The sequence below is a fragment of the Reyranella aquatilis genome (genome assembly GCF_020880995.1).
GTDB lineage: Bacteria > Pseudomonadota > Alphaproteobacteria > Reyranellales > Reyranellaceae > Reyranella > Reyranella aquatilis.
Genome location: NZ_JAJISD010000009.1, coordinates 243,299 through 261,293 on the forward strand (window position 1 = coordinate 243,299; position 17,995 = coordinate 261,293).

Sequence of the window (17,995 nt, forward strand, 5' to 3'; positions counted from 1 at the left end):
TTTCCTTGGTCGGTTCGACGACTTAGGTGCGCGGCGGCAGCGGAACCTTCGCGTCGTTCAGCAGCTTCACGAGCACCGGAATGCCCGTGGCGTAGTCGCCAGCGTTGCAAGCGGCAATCGCCTGCGGCGCCGGGCCGGACGCGTCCACGCGCGTGTATTCACGCCACTTCTGAGCCAGCGCGGCGCAGTAGGCGGCATCGTTCATCGGCATGGCGGCAGCGGCCTGCGCGATCACGATCTCGACGCGACGGTTCTGCGGCTCACGGACGTTCGGGCCGGTCTGGACCAGCAGGCCCTGCTCGCCGCGGCCGACGACGGCGATGGCGGTGGCGGGAACGCCTTCCTTGACCAGCGCGTCCTTGACCGCGTTGGCACGACGCAGCGACAGCGCCATGTTGTAGGCCGGCGTGCCCGACGTGTCGGTGTGGCCGGTCGCGGTGATGCGCGCACCACCCTTGGTCTTGTACGCGCCGGCAGCCTGGCCGACGACGTTGGCAGCCTGGGTGTTCAGCTTGGCGCTATCCCAGTCGAAGAACACCATGAAGCTCTGAGGAGCCGGCGGCGGCGGCGGCGGCGGCGCGGTGGCCGGCGCGGGCTCGTCACAGGCGGCGATCATGAATGCAGCAGCAGCGAGAACAAACAACTTCTTGAGCATAAGCCCCTCTCCCCTATGGCCATATAGCCGCGCCTAATATGCAAAACTGACCTTGCGTGAGCAATGCCAAAAAATTGCAGAAGGGCTGACTTGCGACTGCCCGAAACGATCCTCCAAGCCGCAACCGCCCCGTTTAGGTGCCGTTGTCGTGCGCAATCTCAACAATGGAGGGGTCCTGTGAAGCAACTCGCTATCATTACCATTGCCGCGTGTTCTTTCGTCGCGGGCTGTGCGTCCTATACCGAGCGTGTCGTCGAAAAACCCGTTCCGGCCCGGACGGCCGAGCGCACGGTCGTCTACGACGCCGCGCCGGCTCCCGCGCAGACGACGACCGTCTACACGACCCGCTGATCCGAAGGGCGTGTTTGGTGCGGACGCACGTGTCCGCAGCCGGCCGTCCAATGACTGCAGCCTGAAAGCCCGTCTCCGCCAGGGGACGGGCTCTCTCGTGCGCCGCTACGCGGCGAGTTTGTAAAGTTCGGCCACGTTGTCGCGCAGGATGCGCTTGCGCAGGTCCGGCGTCAGATGGGCCGTCTGCTCGGCCAGCACGTCCTGGCTCCACGGCCACGTCGAATCGCTGTGGGGAAAGTCGTTGGCCCACATGAGCTGTTGCGGCGCCAGCTGATCGGCGAACTGGAACGCCGTCCAGTCGTCCTGGAACGTCAGCGCGATGTTCTCACGGAAATAGTCGGACGGCATGCGGGCCAGTTCCTTGCCCTTCATCCAGTAGCGATGGCGCTTGTAGGCATGGTCCATGCGGTACATGAAGTGCGGCGCCCACCCCGCATCGGCCTCCACGCACACGACCCGCAGCGCCGGATGGCGCTCGAAGACGCCGCTGAAGACCAGCATGCCCATGATGTCTTGGCAGCCCCGGATGATCGACAGAAAGCCATTGATCTTCGGTCCGCGCGGCTTGGTGAGGGAATTGTCTCCCGAGGTGGTGAGGATGTGCCACGATAGCGGCAGTTCGAGCGCGATGGCGGCCTCCCAGAACGGGTCGTAGGCGGGATCGTCGTAGTCCTTCTCGCCGGGATTGCCCGGCATCATGACGCCCCGGAATCCCATCGCCTTGATGCGCTGAAGGTCCTCAATGCCTTCTGCCACCGTGCGCATCGCCGTCTGGCCCATGCCGATGAGACGATCGGGTGAATGCGCGCAATAGGCCTGCAGCCACCTGTTGTAGGCGTCGAAGCAGGCCTTCTTGTAGTCGAAGTCGGGATGATTGCAGATCAGCATGCCGACGGTGGGATAGATGATCTCCGCCGCGACGCCGTCCCGGTCCTGATCCTGCAGCCGGGTCGACGGATCCCAGCCGCTGCGATGCAGGTCCTCGAATTTCGCGCCGCCGACCCGGATGTCCTTGGGTGCAACGCCCGCAGCAGCGACCAACCCCATCGGAACGGGCGCTTTCATCCCGTCGACGATGTAAATGTCGCCCATGCTGTCGTGTCGCACGACGTGCGGCGCCCGCTCGCGGAACGCCGGCTCGATGTGGTCGCGATAGCACTCGGGCGGCTCGGTGATGTGCGAATCGGCAGAAATCGGGCGCCAGTCCATCCATTCCTCCTGTTTTCGTTGCGAAATGGTAGGCAGAGGGAAGAAGGCACGGCAAGTCGTCGCACCGATCCAATTCCGGCCGGCGGCCAGCGGTTGAACCGCCCCCTGCCCTATGGCATACCCCCGGCCGCGCGCTGCCGTAGCTCAGTGGTAGAGCACCCCCTTGGTAAGGGGGAGGTCGACAGTTCAATCCTGTCCGGCAGCACCAGCGCTTCCTTGACGTCCAGGGAAAACCGGGCCTTTCTCGTTGGGTTGTCAAAAACGGTCCGAGATGGCGCACAGCAGTAAATTGTCATGGGTCGGTGCCGGCGCGGCCGCGGTCGCGGTGATCGCCCTTGGCATGACCTTCGGGCTGCCGGACCTGCCCGTAGGGAGCGCCCAGAACAAATCCTCGGAAGTCCACGGGCCGCTGATTTCACGCGGCTACACCGATGCGCCGGCCGGAACGGCCATCATTGCGGGCGACCCGGTCGGCGGTGGCGTGCTGAGCGAGCTTCGCATCAAGAATGGCCAGGCGGTCAAGCGCGACGAGATCATCGCCGTCCTGAACAACTATGCCGTCGCAGACGTCGAGGTGCGCCGTATCGAATCGGAGATCACCAAGGCCCGCCGGCAGCGCGAGACGATGGTCTCGGGATACCGGACCGCTGAGATCGCCCTTCAGGAAGTTTCGGTTAAGACGGCGGCCGAGGAGAGCCGGCTGAAGGATCTCGAACTGTCGCGGTCGAGCGCGCCTCCCGACCAGAAGCAGATCCAATCGACCTTGTCCCAGCAGACGCTCGAGCGCGAGCAGGCCAAGCTGAAGTTCCAGAAGGAAGTGCTGGCGGCCGATCTGGCCCAGACGGAGTCGAGCATCGCCATCCTCGAAACCAAGCTCGAAGAAGCCAAGGTCGAGCGCGAACTGGCCCTCGTGCGCTCCCCCCTCGACGGCGTTGTGGTCGATATCTACACCCGTCAGGGCGAGCGGATCTCGGGCCGCGGCATCGCCAAGATCGTCGACCTCAATCAGATCAGGATCTTCGCCGACGTCGATGAACTGCATCTGCGCACGATCAAGCCAGGCGGCAAGGTCGAGTTCACCTTCCAGGGCAGCCGTACCGTCCATGTCGGCACGATCACACGCACACCGCTAACGGTGAAGCGCACCAAGCGATCCGAGGCCGACTTCGGCGAATCCAATGCCCGGCTCGTCGAGGTCGAGATCAAGCCCGACGACCCGCAGAGCATTCCCCAGATGCTGGGCCGCGAAGCCCGCGTGATCTTCCAGTAGGAAGGCCCGCCGCCGTCAGGCGGCGGCCGGTGCGGGACTCCGGGGCTGCCGGTACTCGTAGAGGATCACCGCCGCGAGCACCGCGAGACCGATCACGCGGGCGGCGACCATGCCCCCCACCCAGTCGTCGATGATGCCAGGGAAGGTAAGCGCAATGCCGGCCAGGCCGCAGATGACGCGCGTGCCCACTCCGAGGGGCCGCCACAGATGGCCCTGCGCCGTCAGGGCGAGCGCCACGATGCCGCCTGTCGCACCGAGCGTCACCCACAGGATCCAGCCCCAGCCCATGCCCTTGGGCGTCTCGAGCAGCAATCCGATGCCGATCGGATCGAGCACGAAGATGAAGGGCACGAGGAAGGCCGGCAGGGCGTACTTCCAGCTCTGGAGCGTGGTCACGTAGGGATCGGCGCGCGTGATCGTGGCGGCCGCGAACGGCGCGAGTGCGGTCGGCGGCGAAACCTCCGACAGCACGGCGTAGTAGAAGATGAACATGTGCGCGGCATAGTCGGGAATGCCGAGCTTGATCAGCGCCGGCGCCGCAATGACGGCACACATGATGTAGGACGCCGTCACGGGCACGGCGAGACCGACCACCCAGACGATCAGCGCCGTGTACATGGCGGTCCAGAAAACGGAACCGCCGGCCAGGTCGATGACGATCGAAGAGAACTTGAGCGCGAGGCCGGTCTTTGTGATGACGCCGACGATCAGGCCGGCGCAGGCGCAGGTCGCGGCGACGCCCAGCGCCTGGATCGAGCCGTCGGCCAGGGCACGGAACAGTCGGTCCGGCCACAGGGCCGTGTCGGCGCGCAGGTAGCTCACCAGGATGGCGAGAAGGATCGACCAGAACACCGCATAGGTCGCCGAGAAGCCCCACACCATCAGCACGACGACCGAGATCAGCGACGTGAAGTGGAAGCCGTAGCGGGTCAGCAGCTGCTGCATCGTGAGATCGACGGTGGGATCGACGGCGCGCAGACCGTACTTGCGCGAATCGATCTCGGTCATCATCAGCAAGCCGAAATAGTAGAGGCAGGTGGGAATCAGCGCCATCCGCACGATGTCGAGGTAGGACATCTTGAGATACTCGGCGATCAGGAAGGCGGCGGCGCCCAGCACCGGCGGTGACAGGATCGCGCCGAGGCCGCCCGCGGCAAGCAGGCCGCCCGCCGCCGACTTGCCGTAGCCCGCCTGCTTCATGATCGGCCAGGCGACGGTGCCGATGGTGACTGTGGTCGCAACGCCGGAACCCGACGGACCGCCCAGCAGGAACGACGACAGCACGACGGCGCGGCCGGCCGCATTGGGCTGGCCCTTCATGGCGCGCAGCGAGAAATCGATGAAGAACCGGCCCGCACCGGAGGCCTGCAGGATCGCACCGAAAATCGTGAACAGGATGATCAGCGTCGCCGACACGTCGATGGCCGAACCGAAGATGCCGTTCAGGGTCATGTATTCTTCGGCGATCAGGTCGGACAGCGGATAGCCCTTGTGGGTCCACGGCGCCGGCAGATAGTTGCCCCACATCGCGTAGGCGAGGAAGATCAAGGACAGGATCGGCATGATCCAGCCCGTCGCGCGCCGGGTCGATTCCAGCACCAACAGGATCAGGATGCCGCCGATGACGAGATCGGTCTGCGTCGGCGACACGTAGCGATCGAGGAAGTCGTCCGATGCGGCAAGGGAAGTCCAGGTGCCGCCCGTCATCATGTACCAGATGACGACGAGCACCAGACCGGCCGCCGCGATGTCCCAGGGGGCGACCCTGTTGCGCCAGCTCTTGACCGCGGGGAAGAGCAGGAAGACCAGCGACAGCGCATAGGCGACATGGATTTCGCGAAGTGACTGCGTGTCGACCGTCGACGCCGCGGCATAGAGGTGGAAGATGGTCATGGTGAAGGCGATGAAGGTGAGGACCTTGCCCCACCAGCCCACGAACTTGTGGATGCCGCCTTCTTCCTGCTCGACGAGTTCCTCGATCTTCCGCTTTTCCTCGTCGCTCAGCAGCTCGGCCTGGACCGTCATCTTCTTCCACCCCCAAAATGGAAACGGGGCCCTCTCCCGCGGAGGGCCCCGTCTTTCTTGCTGTCCTTACGAGAGCTTGATGCCCTTCTCGGCGAAGAACTTCATCGCGCCGGGATGGAACGGCACCGACGAATTCGCGGCCTTCTGGTTCTCCGCCGTCATGTCGGTCGAGGCCTTGTGGGTGGCGACCAGGTCGGCGTGGTTCTCCCATAGCGTCTTGGTGATCGTGTAGGCCTGATCGTCGCTCATGGAAGCCGGCACGACGAGGATGTTCCAGATCGCGATCACGGGAACGGCGGCATCCTGGTTCGGATAGGCTTTGGCGGGGATCTCGCTGGCGGCGAAGACCGGTCCGTACTTCTTGTTGAGGGCCGGCACCAGATCGGCCGTCGAGATCAGCTTGATCTTGATGCCCTGGGTGGCCGCCAGGTCGGTGATGGCCGCGACCGGCGGACCGCCATTGAAGAAGTAGCCGTCGAGCTTGCCGTCCTTCATGGCGTTCGTGCTCTCGGCCGGCGACAGACGCTCGCGCTTGATGTCGCTGAGCTTGAGGCCGAGTTCGTCGATGATGCGCAGCGCCATGACTTCGGAGCCGCTGACCGGGGCGCTGGTCGAGATGCGCTTGCCCTTGATGTCGGACAGCTTGTTGATGCCCGTGCCTTCCATGGTCACGAAATGCACCAGGTTCGGATAGACCACCGCCAGGGTGCGCGATTCGACCGGCTTGCCGACGAACTTGTCGAGGCCCTTGATGGCGTCATAGGCGGTGTCGCACTGGGTCAGCGCCATCTGCGCCTTGCCGTCGCGGATCATGTGCATGTTGGCCACGGAGCCGGCGGTGGCTTCGGCCGTGACGGCCCAGCCCGGCACCTTCTTGCTGAGGATGTTCGCCATCGCACCACCCAGCGGGTAGTAGACGGCGCCGGTCGTTCCCGTGGCGATTGAAAACTGCGCCTGCGCGGCCGCGGGCAACGCTCCACCCACGAGACCGAAAGCACCGGCGGCCGTGCCGGCGGCGAGAAATTGACGTCGATTCATGACTGAAGCTCCCATTCTGGTTCGTTCGCTCCCCGATCTGGCGCGGAAGAAACCACGCCTGATGCAGCGAGGCAACACGCACAAAATGGCGTTTTTCGGCACCTCATCGCTGCCCGGAAACGCCTACAATCTAGGCAGCGGCTTCCGGCGTCACTGCGCGCGGCACCGTGAAGCGCAGCCGGCAGCGCAATCCCTGCGGCGCGTAATCCATGTCCAGTTGCGCGTCCAGATGGCGGGCGCTCGCCTGGAGGAGCCGCGACCCGAAGCCGGTCGTGGCCGGTGCGACGACGGGCGGACCGCCCTCCTCCTGCCAGCACAAATCTATGGCGGCGGCCACGGGATCGCTTCCGGTTTCCCAGCGGACCGACAATCGGCCTCCCGCCGTCGCCAGTGCCCCGTACTTGGCCGAGTTCGCCGCGAGTTCGTGAAGCATCATGCTGAGGGTGATGGTCGCGCCCGCGGGAATGACGACCGGGGATCCGCTGACGTCGATCACGCGGCCGCCGTCCACGAAGGGGGCCATCGCCGCGTCCACGATGTCGCGCAAAGGCGCCCCGGTCCATGACTCGCGCGTCAGGAGATTGTGGGCGCGTGCCAACGACGCCAGCCTGTCCTCGAAGACGCGGGCGAACTCCTCCGGGTCGCGGCGTGTCCGCAAGGTCTGCCGGGCCAGCGACTGCACGATCGCGAGCGTGTTCTTGACCCGGTGGTTGAGTTCGTCGAACAGCAGCCGCTGACGCTGCTCGGCCTCCTTGAGGTCGGTGATGTCGAGCAGCACACCGACGACGCGCACGACGGCTCCCGTCGCCGGGTCGCCCACGGCCTGCCCCCTGTCCATCACCCAGCGCACCGTCCCGTCCGGGCGGCGGATCCTGTATTCGAGCTGATAAGGCCCCTGGCCCGCGGAGAGAATGCTGCGCTTGCGCCGGCCCACATCCTCGCGATCCTCGGGATGTACGAAGGCGAGCCCCGATTCGAGCGACGGGGAGGTGTCCTCGGCGCTCGCCCCGAGGATTCGTCGAAGCTGCGGCGAGCGGATGACCTGATTCGTCGCCACGTCGTACTCGTGCGCGCCGAACTGGGCGGCGTCCGCCGCGGACCTGAGCTGCTGCTCGCTGCGGCGGAGCGCGGCAGTGCGCGCCACCAGCTCGTCGCGGGCGACGCAAAGCGCCTCGTTGACCGCGTTGATTTCCACGACATGGGAAGGCCCGACGTCGAACGGCTCTTCCCGCCCGAGGGACCGCGCAGCGGCCGTGGCGGCGGCCAGCGGCCGCGTGAGTTGCCGGGCAAACAGCGTGGCCAGCCCGAGGACCAGGACCGCTACCGCCACGATGGTGCCGCCCCACAGCCAGAGCGACTGCTGGACCTGCGCCTGGATGGTCGCCATCGGGGCGTTCACACCCACGCCCCAGCCCGAGTATCTGCTTCTGGCGAAGGCGTGCAGGACGTCCGCCCCGTCGAAGCTGGTGGTCTCATACGCCCGCAGGAGGCGCGCCTCGTCGCGCAGCCGGCCCGGCACCCGCGTGCCCACCAGCCGCCCGTCGTCGCGCGCCTTCGCCACGATCAGCCCGTTGCCGTCCCAGATCGTCGAGTTCCATTGCGACGGTAGTCCCTGTCCGATCAGCAACGGCCGGAACACCGCGGGACGCAGTGCGAGACTGAGGACATATCGAAGCTGGTCGCCCTCCAGGATCGGAACCGCGACGTTGAAGACGACTTCGCGCGAGGCGAGACCGGTGAAGAGGTTCGAGACCACGGGCCGATGAGTGCGCCGGACGGCCTCCAGCATCTCCGGATTGCCGGTCATGCGCGGCGCCTGGCCGAACGGCACGAACGTGTTGACCAGCTGGCGTCCCTCGGGGTCGATCAGGATGACGCCTCCCTTGTCGCTGAGGCTGCGGGTCGCACGGGCGTGGAAGCCGGCATAGTCCTCGCCCGCAAGGGATCGCGAGCTGATGAGCGTCTGGAGGATCGTGACATGCCGGTCGATGTCGCGATCGAGGTCGGCCACGAGATCCTCGGCCACCTGTACCAGCCGCTGCTCTATCTGCTGGCGCTGCGAGGCCACCGTGCGCTCGAGCAGCAGGCCAAGCAGGACAAGGAGCGGCAGGGCAATGATCGATGCCAGGAGCGCGAGATGGACTGCCGCAGGCCATGCGCCCCAGGATTTTTGGAACGGACGAGAAGCCATGCCGACGAGTCGCCCTCCGGATCGATGCAGTCTCCTTGTACCCGGGACCCGGCCCCGCCGATACGGCTTCGAGCAACCGCGCCATAGACGCCACGCTTTCCGCCCGTCGGGCCCGCCCTCTTCACCGCGGCCCTCGTCCGTGCAAGCTTAACGCGTGATCCACAATTTGACCCTCGTTCACCTGCTCCTGGCGCTCGCGGCCGGAGGCTGCATTTACCTCTCCCTCCGGGAAGTGCGCCGGCGCTACATCTCGACGTGGCGGCTGTTCGCGCCTGCCTTCATGGCGCTCTTCGTCGGCTGCGTTCTTTCGCTGCTGCAGCTGGCCGAGCACCAGCCTGCCTGGATGTTCGGAACGGCGCTCGGCGTCGGCTTTGCGATCGGTGCCATCCGGGGCATGACGATCGGTATCGAACACGACATGTACCGTCCGCGCGTGAACCTCAGTCATGCGGCCAAGCTCCTGCTGCTCTGGGTAGCCATCGTCGTCGGCGGCACGGTCGTGGTCGAATGCGTCGGCGCCTTCTTCGATCGTCCGGAACTCGACCTCGTCCGCTTCGCGGCGGCGCTGGTCGCCATGGCCTGTGCGGGCGCGATGCTGGGCCGGGCCCTGCTGCTCACGATCCGCCTGCATCGCGCTGACAGGGGCAGCGCCTGAGGAGGCTCCGTTCCGGGAACACGGGGTGTCGGACGCGGGCGGTTTCGAATCGGCCGGGCCGCGGAACTAGGGCGCGATCAGCCTGAAGGAATCGAAGAAGCGGCGTGTCCCCGGCGCCGTCTGAACGCCCGGCCGGCCGACCACGATCAGCTGATAAAGCGTGTCGCGGGCATAGAGGACGCGCGACACGAGGATCCAGCCATCCTCTTCGTGAACGTACTCGCGGGCCGGCACCCCCGAGACGGCGAGGGCGCGATCGGAGAGAAGATGGCCCGGCCGACCGTCCCGGCTGTTGAGAAGCATTTGGGCCGGCGAAAGGTCGGCCGGCATCTTTCTGAACAGCGTATGGGAAAGAAAGTACTCGACCGCGCCCACGGTGACGCTCAGTTCGACCTGATCGACGACTTCGCCCGTGCCGTTGACCGTGACCTCCTGCGCGGACCGTTCGGGAGGACCGGGCATCGCGACCGTGAAGGCGCGATCTTTCACCTCGACCCATTGCTGCGCCACGGCCGACGTGGCGAATGCGAGGACGAGCACCAGGCTCGCCAATCCCACGCGACCGGCCGAACTACTCCCCGACAACGCCATTCCGCCCCGCTCCCCCAGAGCCGGGCAGCAGTTTCACACGTTCGGGCGAGCCCATGCAAAGCCGCGCCGCCAATGCGCTCCATTCAGGGATGCGGTCCCCACGGAGCGGCATTCAGCAGCTTCACCTCCTGGCTCATAACCAGGGGCCGGAACTTGGCGGCGAAACCGTCCATGAAGGCGGGGTCGGCGAAGACCGCCGCCCAGTGCGCGCGACGGGCGGCATCGTCGGCAAATTTCCACAGATGCACGATCTGGTTGATGGTCCCGGTGTCGCCCTGGAAATAACCGACGAGATGGCGCGCATGACCGCCCTGCTCGAGCGCCGGATAGCCATAGGTCTGGTAGAGCTTCACTGCCTCGGCCATCTTGCCGACATACAGCGTGTAGGTGCGAAGTTCGTATAGCGCCATGAGCGTGACCTTCCCTGTTGTGCTCCCCAATCCTATTCGACAGGCTCGCGTTATGGATGTCGAACTGAACCGTGATGCGAAACACGTGGTGGGGGACTGGCTGGCCGGTCTCAACGCGGCCCTTCTGGCGAACGACGCGAATGGCGTCGGCGCGCTTTTCCGCCCTGACGCCGACTGGCGCGACATCGTCGCCCTGACGGGCACGATCCAGACAGTCGGCGATCGCGAGCGGATCGCACGGCGCTTCGTCGATGCCGTGGCGGCCAGCGGCGCACACGGCTTCGCCGTCGACCCCGAACGCCACCCGCCGCGCGACGTGGAGCGTGCGGGCGAGCCCTGCGTCGAAGCGATCCTCACCTTCGAGACGAGGGTCGGCACGGGCGCCGGCATCGTGCGGCTGAAGCGCAGCGACTGTCGCGCCGGTGAGGCTCGAGCCTGGACGTTTCTCACCTCCCTCGAGTCGCTGCGCGGGCACGAGGAAGAGACCGTCGCAGAGAACGCCGAGGAGCCGGCGTTCGAACGCGACTTCCACGGCCCGAACTGGCTGGACCGCCGGCGCGAATCCTCCCGCTATGCCGACCGCGAGCCCGCTGTCCTGATCGTGGGCGGCGGCCATGCGGGCATCACGGCCGCGGCGCGCCTCAAGGCCCTGGGCGTGGAAGCACTCGTCGTCGACCGTATGGCCCGCATCGGCGACAACTGGCGCAAGCGCTACCACGGGCTGAAGCTCCACAATCAGAAGCACTCCAATCACTTCCCCTACCTTCCGTTCCCGAAGACCTGGCCGAAGTACATCCCCAAGGACAAGATCGCGAACTGGCTTGAAGCCTATGTCGAGACCATGGAGATCGACTTCTGGACCGGCACGAGCTTCAAGGGTGCGACCTGGGACCCTGCCGAGAAGCGCTGGACGGCCGAACTCGACATGGACGTGGCCGACGGTGTCCATCGCACGCTGCATCCGCGGCACATCATCATGGCGACCAGCGTGAGCGGGACGCCGAACATTCCCGAGATCCCCACGCTCGAGAACTTCAAGGGCACGATCGTGCACTCGAGCAAGTTCGGCAGCGGGGCCGAGTGGAGGGACCGGAACGTCTACGTCTTCGGCACCGGCACCAGCGCCCATGACATCGCCCAGGACCTGCACGGCAACGGCGCTCATGTCACCATCGTGCAGCGCAGCCCGACGCTGATCGTCAACGTCGAGCCGGGAGCGCAACTCTACGACGGCATCTATTACGGCAAGGGACCGACGCTTGAGGATCGCGACCTGATCAACGTCTCGGTGCCGCTGCGGGTGATGAAGAAGGCGCACAAGCTTCTCACCGACCAGGCCCGGGCCCATGACGCACCGCTGCTGGAGGCGCTGGAACGGGTCGGCTTCCGGCTGGAATTCGGCGAGGATGGCACCGGCTGGCCCCTGAAGTATCGCGGGCGCGGCGGCGGCTACTACTTCAACGTCGGCGCATCGGACCTCGTGGCGCGGCGGGAGATCGGGCTGATCCAGTACGCCGACATTGCGGCGTTCGGACCCGGCGGATTCACGTTGAAGGATGGCACCGAGCGTCCGGCCGACCTGATCGTGCTGGCCACCGGCTACAAGGGCCAGGATCATCTCGTCGAGCAGCTGTTCGGTGCGGATGTTGCGCGCAAGGTGGGCCCGGTCTGGGGGTTCGACGAGCGCACCCAGGAATTGCGCAACATGTGGATACCGACCGGCCAGGACGGTCTGTGGTTCCAGGGCGGATCGTTTGCCCAGTGCCGCATGTACTCCAAGTACCTCGCCTTGCAGATCAAGGCGGCGGAGGTCGGCCTGACCCTGCCCTGATCGGCAGGCTCCAAAAGGCGGCGGGTCCGGAACCCGGTCCGGGAGGTGCCGTTGAAGGGGTAGCCGGTGCCTCACGGGCCGGTCCCCCTTCACCCCGGATTCAAGGAGCCGCCGATCATGCCGACCGCACAAGTGCGGATCAGTGCTGAGGAGCAACGACTTCTCAGGGCGCTTTCCGTCGGTCAAACCGTGAAGCTGCCCTCGGCGCACCGTCTGCGCCTCGAGTTGTTGGGCCTGCTGCATGACGGTCCGAACGGTCCACGCCTGACGCCTCTCGGACGCCGGCACGCCGAAGCGGCGGTCACGGACGAGGAAACGAGACCCCGCTCAGCCGAGACCGAGGGTGCGGTGAAGCGCGACCGGCTGGGGCGGCGCATGCCGCACGGACGGGCACTCCCCTTCTGATCGAGGACCCCATGCCGACACGCCCCGCCCGCCAGCCCTCTGCGTTCGTTACGGAACCGACTGACAATTCGCCTCGTGACTACAGTCAGGCCGTTCCCAAGGCCGACAAACAGGCTGTGCGTGAAACTCACTGCAGTGTCCCGGCGAACGAGGAAGCAAGTGCCGTGACATCTGACTTCGAGCCGAAGAACCGCTTTCTATCCGCGCTGCCGCCCGCCGAACTCGCGCGGCTGCGTCCCTCACTCACGTTCCACCGGCTGCCCCAGGGTCTCGTGTTGCAGGAACCCGAGCAGCGTATCGAGCACGTTCATTTCATCGACGGCGGCATGATCTCTCTGGTCGCCATGATGCAGGACGGTTCGGCCATCGAGACGGCGACGCTCGGTCGTGAAGCAATCCTGGGCTCCCTCGCCGCCCTGGGCCAGCACCGCGCCGGGACCCGCGCCATCGTGCAGATCGATGCCACGGCGTGGCGCATGCCGGTGGCGGACTTCCGCGCGGCCATCGAGCAGAGCGCGCTGCTGCGCAAGGTGGCGCTGCTGAGCAGCGAGCTGACGCTCGCGCAGATGCAGCAGACGGCCGCCTGCAACGCGCTGCACACGGCCGATCGCCGCCTGTGCCGATGGATCGTCCAGGTGCGGGACCGCATCGACGACGACGTCATCCGCCTCACGCACGATTTCCTCGCGCAGATGCTGGCCGTGCGCCGGCCAACCGTGAGCCTGATCGCCTACGGACTCCAGCAGGCCGGTCTCATCCGCTATCAGCGCGGAAAGATCAGCATTCTCGATCGCGGGGGCCTCGAACGCGGCGCCTGCGAATGCGTGGGTGCGCTGCGCGAAAAAACCACACGCATCATCGCAGAGCTCAGCTGAAATCCAGGGCCGGCTAGTCGCCGGCCCGCTTGCTGAAGCGGGCGTTACCGAGTCCCGTGCCGATCGTCAGCACGCCCCACCGTGACACGTCACGCATGTTCGGAACCTCGCTCAGCCCCTGGACCACGGCGTCGTTGTGAACGACGATGGCCGGCTCGTGGCCTTCGATGCGGGGCAGGCGCCCGGAGAGGGCAGTCACGAGATTGAACCCGTCTTCCTGCCAGTTACCCGGCAGGTTCTGGCCGCCGTTCACGATCGCACCCCTGTCGTCGATGAGGCCGGGGCAGCCGATGCCCATGAAGGGGGCGAGCCTGATCTTCTCGGCCAGCGCCTTGTCGATGAGGGCACTCACCATCTCGGCAAGCCTGGCAACGGCCTCGTCCCGGGTCGGCTCGTCGTCGCGGTGCCGCCAATGCTGCTTCTTCCAGACGGCCGCCTTCGAGACATCCCCCTTCTTCATGCGAAGTTCCACGATGCCGGCCCGCATGTTCGTGCCACCGATGTCGACGGCGATGATGGCATCGTGGCCCGCGAGCACCCAGCTGGGCGCGAGTTGCACCGCGCCGATCAGGCCGGCTTCATCGGGGTGATTGGCGATCTGGCGCAGTTCTATCGAGATGTTCTCGGCGGCTAGAATCACCTGCGCCCGCCCCATGGCCAGTTGGCCGAAGTGGCTCGAACTCAAGCCTCCGCCGATGACGATCTGCTCGGTTTCCCGCCAGCCTTCGAGGCGCAGGAAGCGGCGCACCACCGTGGCCAGTTCCTGGGCGAACTCCTCGATCGCCGTATGAACCAGACCGGCCGCCACCGGGTCCGCACCTCCCAGCAGCTTGTCCAGTTTCGATTTGGAAATCTCGTTGGTCGGCGTGTCGCCGAAGGGATCTTCGCCGAGAGAGGCCGATACACGCTCGCGCCAATCGTCAAGGATGGCCTGGAACGCCCGACCGCTGGCGCGATCGCCCACGAAGCCCTCCTCGTCGCGCAGCTCTTCGTTGTAGGTATCGACCGTCACCGCGGGCAGGGCACGGCTGCCGTGCCCGAGGACGGCAGCAGGTGCCGCCGGCGAGGCCTCCTTGGCTGCGGAGGCAGCCGCCAAAACATCTGACGGGCCGCCACCATCGTCCTCGTGCACACTCAGATTTTCCAAGGATCCCTCCGCCCAGCAGGACGGCAACGAACCGGCCCCACAAGGGTTGCCCGCAACGATCCGGGCATGCCGCCGTTGCGGCCGCATGCCCCGTCTTTCCCCGGTCGATCATTTCATGCGCGAACACGGCCTCAAGCGTGGAGCGCCTGCCCAACTGGTGTTGCGACGCCAGCGATGCGGCAAGGGCTTTCGCTTCGTCGACGAGGCTGGCAAGACCATCGCCGATCGCGCCACCCTCGCGCGGCTGAAGTCCCTTGCCGTGCCGCCCGCCTATGCGAACGTCCGCTATGCCGCGGATTCGGACCTCCATCTGCAGGCGGTCGGGGAGGATGCGGCCGGCCGGCTTCAGTATCGATACCATCCGGCATGGCAACAGGTGCGCGAGGCGGTGAAGGCACGCAAGCTCCAGAGCATAGCCAGAACACTGCCGGTGATTTCCCGCGCGGTACGGCGCTTCCTGCGCACTGGCGGCATGGAAGAGCGCCAGTCGGCGACCGCTGCGGTGGTTTATCTGGTGTCGAAGACAGCGCTTCGGGCCGGCAGCGATTCCTACGCGCGAGAGAGGGGCACGCGGGGCGCGACGACCCTGCTCAAGTCGAACATCGGGATCGAGGGCATCACGGTGCGCCTGCATTTCCGCGGCAAGGGCGCCAAGATCGTCTCCCGCGAGGTTCGCGACAGGGTGTTCGCCCGCGCATGCCGCAGCCTGCTGGCGCTGCCCGGCCGACGCCTCTTCCAGTATCGCGGCGCCGATGGCGGCGTGCATCCGGTGCGTGCGGCGGATGTGAATGCCTTCCTGCGCGACGTGTCCGGCGCACGGGTTTCGTTGAAGGATTTTCGGACGCTCGTGGCGTCCGCTGGCGTCATGAAGGCCCTGTCAGCCGCGCCCCCGGCGGAATCGGTACGCGCGCGCAAGGCGTTGCTGCGGGACGCGATCGCCGCCGCGGCCGAGACGCTCACCAACACACCCACCGTCTGCCGCAACAGCTACGTCCACGGTTCGGTGATCGCAGCATTCGAGCGGGGCACGCTGCCGCCGGAAACCGCCGGCAGCCTGGAGGGCGCAGCACAGGCCCTCGCCCGGGTGGTGGCCCGCCATCGCTGAAAGCGCTGACGGACCTTGTGGCTAGAGAGGACCGCCGCCGCGGAAGAGGCTCCTGACCCGGCGGATGGTCGCTTCGCGGTCGGCGGCCTTTCTGGCGCGGGCTTCGAGCCATCGCTGACCGACGGGGAAGGCGAATTTCAACGCAAGACCGTAGGCGACGGCGAAGGTGAAGGCACTACCGAGGATTTTCGGCATCGACACCTCGAGGCCGCTGGCACAGATCGAGTAGACGAATGCCAGGGCCGTGCCTTGGCGCACCATCCAGGGAACATCGAACGAGAAGAAGAAGCGGATGACGAGTGCGACCAGCAGTCCCACGGCGAAGACGCCGCCCAGCATGCCGGGGAATCCGAGGTCGACGTAGTTCTCGGCCATGTAGCCCACGCTGATCGACGTGCCGCCGCGCATGTTCTCGAGCACGTCGGCCTTGGTCAGGCGAATGAAGACCTCGGTGTCCGAGAGCGCCGCCTTGTCGGGGAAAAGGAAGCGTGGCTGGAAGACGTGCGACACGGCATCGCCCCATTGCCGCATCTTGCCCTGCTCGGCGCTCGCCAGGTCGACGTTGATCACGAGGCCGGTGATGTCCACGTAGGCAAGACGCTCGAGCAGAGCCTTCGAGGCCGCGCCCCAGTCGATGTCTCCCACCCCGAGGATGCGGCCGACCATGTACCCGGCGCGGTCCGACAATGACGACTGGAACGCCTGCGATTCCGATCCACCGGTGGCGATGTCGCGATACTCGACTTTCACCGAGGTCCAGAAGAGGGCGAGGATCACCAGGGCGAAGGTTGCCAGCGCCGCATAGCCAGTGGTGCGTGCCGTCCATCTGATCTGTGCGGCCAGCGCGGCGGTGCCAAGGAACACGAACACGCCGCGGAAATCGCCCAGCAGGCCGGTCATGCCCGACAGGATCTCGATGCCCAGCACGGCGAACAGAAACGGCCAGCCTCGCGACACCGACATGACCGACGTGAAAAGCAGGAACGCCGCCATGATCTTGAATCGAGCGATGGCATCGAAGAACTGGAAGAGCGCGCCACCGAAAGTGAGGCTCGCGAACTGCGTGATGACGTTCGAACCGAGGTAGACAATGAAGACGTCGACCGGCCGCCAATAGAGGTGGGCCGACCAGTTCTGTTCGGTCGGCGGCTTGATGCCACCCAGCACCACCTTGCAGGCGAACGCCAGAGTCACCGTCGAGGCCAGCATGTACCAGTAGGCGTCGGCAACCCACGGCCCGTAGATGCTGTTCGCCATGGGCTCGCCATCGACCAGGGCCAGAAAGGCGCGGGCGAAGACCTGCAGCCACTGGGACAGGAGATAGTAGGCGATGGCCGCCGGCATGGTCGGTGTTCCGACGAGTCGGAGGATCAGCCAGGGCGTAAAGGCGCCCACGCCCAGCGCCAGAGGATCCGGGCAGGCCGGCGAGATGAAGACGAAGAACAGTCCGAAGCCCACGGACGCCTTGCGCAGCATCGAATAATCGAGCCGCGGGGCGATCTGGATCGGTGAAACGAGGGTCGAGGCCATGCGTGAGGGTGCTGCGTCTTCGGGAGCAGTTTTATCAAACTAGAACATTGATCGCATCGGGACAGCAGAAATCCGACCCTGCCCGCAGCATGCCCTTACAGCGGTCCATCGCCCGCCGCCAGTGGCGATGCGGCACGCTTTGCCGCAGTCGCCGAGTCAGGCCTTCGTAAGCCCGGCCGTCTACCTTGCATAGCCTGTCGACCAAGACGAACGGGGTTCTGGTGTTTCATGGTATCGGTGTGGCCGGGCTGCTGGCCCTGATTTCAGGCCTCGCCCTGATGGCGCGTTTCGGGGTCAAACTCCATAACCGCATCGACTTCAACGCCTCGCTCGAACCCGACGACCGCAGCATCACCCCGGATCTCGTCCAGCAGCACCAGAACGACGTGTTCGGCCGCACCGGCTTGTTCCTGACGGCCCTGGGCTGCGTCCTGCTCGCCGGCGACCTCTGCTGGCTGGCCTGCGGCCTGTAGACCCGCCCCATTCCGCCTCGATCGCGGCGCCTCCCGAGGAAGCAAAGCAAAGAAAAAGGCGGCCCGTGAGGGCCGCCTCTTCCTTGTCTCGGTCGTCCAGAGCTGTGGCAGCTTACTGGATGACGATCTCGACGCGGCGGTTCTGCGGCTCGCGGACGTTCGGGCCGGTCTGGACCAGCAGGCCCTGCTCGCCACGGCCAACCACCGCGATCGCGGTCGCCGGCACGCCTTCGC

Annotated in this window: 17 protein-coding genes and 1 tRNA gene; 9 read left to right on the top strand and 9 right to left on the bottom strand. The window is 66.1% G+C overall.

Translation table 11 applies throughout. The features are described from left to right. Positions 1–22 precede the first annotated feature (22 nt). Complete coding sequence (locus tag LJ725_RS20880) at positions 23–655, bottom strand: OmpA family protein (RefSeq protein WP_289298210.1); 633 nt, start codon at positions 653–655, stop codon at positions 23–25. 177 nt (positions 656–832) lie between these two features. Between LJ725_RS20880 and LJ725_RS20885 the strand changes: the two genes are divergently transcribed. Then, positions 833–1,006, top strand: coding sequence for a hypothetical protein (locus tag LJ725_RS20885; protein ID WP_230552741.1), 174 nt, complete (start codon positions 833–835; stop codon positions 1,004–1,006). Between the two features lie 105 nt (positions 1,007–1,111). On the opposite strand, the gene LJ725_RS20890 is transcribed toward LJ725_RS20885, so the two are convergent. Beyond that, complete coding sequence (locus LJ725_RS20890; RefSeq protein ID WP_230552743.1) at positions 1,112–2,215, bottom strand: amidohydrolase family protein; 1,104 nt, start codon at positions 2,213–2,215, stop codon at positions 1,112–1,114. A 133-nt stretch (positions 2,216–2,348) separates the two neighbouring features. On the opposite strand from LJ725_RS20890, the gene LJ725_RS20895 reads away from it, so the two are divergent. Together LJ725_RS20895 and LJ725_RS20900 are read left to right on the top strand one after the other, a co-directional pair. Next, a tRNA-Thr gene (locus tag LJ725_RS20895) sits at positions 2,349–2,423 on the top strand. A gap of 63 nt (positions 2,424–2,486) precedes the next feature. Continuing rightward, complete coding sequence (locus LJ725_RS20900) at positions 2,487–3,485, top strand: HlyD family secretion protein (RefSeq protein WP_230552745.1); 999 nt, start codon at positions 2,487–2,489, stop codon at positions 3,483–3,485. A gap of 15 nt (positions 3,486–3,500) precedes the next feature. Here LJ725_RS20900 and LJ725_RS20905 read toward each other — a convergent pair whose 3' ends face one another. From LJ725_RS20905 to LJ725_RS20915, 3 genes are all read right to left on the bottom strand, one after another. Continuing rightward, entirely contained in the window at positions 3,501–5,510 is a 2,010-nt protein-coding gene (locus LJ725_RS20905; protein ID WP_230552746.1) for a TRAP transporter permease, read from the bottom strand. Positions 5,511–5,576: 66 nt separating this feature from the next. Beyond that, positions 5,577–6,548 (bottom strand): TAXI family TRAP transporter solute-binding subunit, encoded by a 972-nt coding sequence (locus LJ725_RS20910; protein WP_230552747.1) that lies wholly within the window; start codon positions 6,546–6,548, stop codon positions 5,577–5,579. Between the two features lie 130 nt (positions 6,549–6,678). Continuing rightward, positions 6,679–8,739: a sensor histidine kinase gene (locus tag LJ725_RS20915; protein WP_230552748.1), complete on the bottom strand. Its 2,061-nt coding sequence runs from the start codon at positions 8,737–8,739 to the stop codon at positions 6,679–6,681. A 154-nt stretch (positions 8,740–8,893) separates the two neighbouring features. On the opposite strand from LJ725_RS20915, the gene LJ725_RS20920 reads away from it, so the two are divergent. Further along, positions 8,894–9,394: a hypothetical protein gene (locus LJ725_RS20920; protein WP_230552749.1), complete on the top strand. Its 501-nt coding sequence runs from the start codon at positions 8,894–8,896 to the stop codon at positions 9,392–9,394. 66 nt (positions 9,395–9,460) lie between these two features. Here the strand turns inward: LJ725_RS20920 and LJ725_RS20925 are convergent, their stop codons facing one another. Then, entirely contained in the window at positions 9,461–9,934 is a 474-nt protein-coding gene (locus LJ725_RS20925; RefSeq protein WP_230552750.1) for a hypothetical protein, read from the bottom strand. A gap of 134 nt (positions 9,935–10,068) precedes the next feature. Continuing rightward, positions 10,069–10,395, bottom strand: a complete 327-nt coding sequence (locus tag LJ725_RS20930) for an NIPSNAP family protein (protein ID WP_230552752.1) — start codon at positions 10,393–10,395, stop codon at positions 10,069–10,071. A gap of 52 nt (positions 10,396–10,447) precedes the next feature. On the opposite strand from LJ725_RS20930, the gene LJ725_RS20935 reads away from it, so the two are divergent. The 3 genes from LJ725_RS20935 (at position 10,448) to LJ725_RS20945 (ending at position 13,506) form a co-directional block, all read left to right on the top strand. Further along, complete coding sequence (locus LJ725_RS20935; RefSeq protein WP_230552753.1) at positions 10,448–12,226, top strand: flavin-containing monooxygenase; 1,779 nt, start codon at positions 10,448–10,450, stop codon at positions 12,224–12,226. A 117-nt stretch (positions 12,227–12,343) separates the two neighbouring features. Further along, positions 12,344–12,631 carry a hypothetical protein gene (locus LJ725_RS20940; RefSeq protein ID WP_230552754.1) on the top strand — a complete coding sequence of 96 codons (288 nt, stop codon included), beginning with the start codon at positions 12,344–12,346 and terminating at the stop codon, positions 12,629–12,631. A gap of 11 nt (positions 12,632–12,642) precedes the next feature. Further along, positions 12,643–13,506, top strand: coding sequence for a Crp/Fnr family transcriptional regulator (locus LJ725_RS20945; RefSeq protein WP_230552755.1), 864 nt, complete (start codon positions 12,643–12,645; stop codon positions 13,504–13,506). Positions 13,507–13,519: 13 nt separating this feature from the next. On the opposite strand, the gene LJ725_RS20950 is transcribed toward LJ725_RS20945, so the two are convergent. Then, entirely contained in the window at positions 13,520–14,740 is a 1,221-nt protein-coding gene (locus tag LJ725_RS20950; RefSeq protein ID WP_230552756.1) for an ROK family protein, read from the bottom strand. 28 nt (positions 14,741–14,768) lie between these two features. Between LJ725_RS20950 and LJ725_RS20955 the strand changes: the two genes are divergently transcribed. After that, positions 14,769–15,758 (top strand): DNA topoisomerase IB, encoded by a 990-nt coding sequence (locus LJ725_RS20955; protein ID WP_230552758.1) that lies wholly within the window; start codon positions 14,769–14,771, stop codon positions 15,756–15,758. A gap of 21 nt (positions 15,759–15,779) precedes the next feature. Here the strand turns inward: LJ725_RS20955 and LJ725_RS20960 are convergent, their stop codons facing one another. Next, the gene (locus LJ725_RS20960) at positions 15,780–17,288 is read right to left on the bottom strand and encodes a hypothetical protein (protein WP_230552759.1); all 1,509 of its coding nucleotides are present in this window, start codon (positions 17,286–17,288) and stop codon (positions 15,780–15,782) included. 221 nt (positions 17,289–17,509) lie between these two features. On the opposite strand from LJ725_RS20960, the gene LJ725_RS20965 reads away from it, so the two are divergent. Further along, on the top strand, positions 17,510–17,761 hold the full coding sequence (locus LJ725_RS20965) for a hypothetical protein (RefSeq protein WP_230552761.1): 252 nt from the start codon (positions 17,510–17,512) through the stop codon (positions 17,759–17,761). Positions 17,762–17,995: the final 234 nt, after the last annotated feature.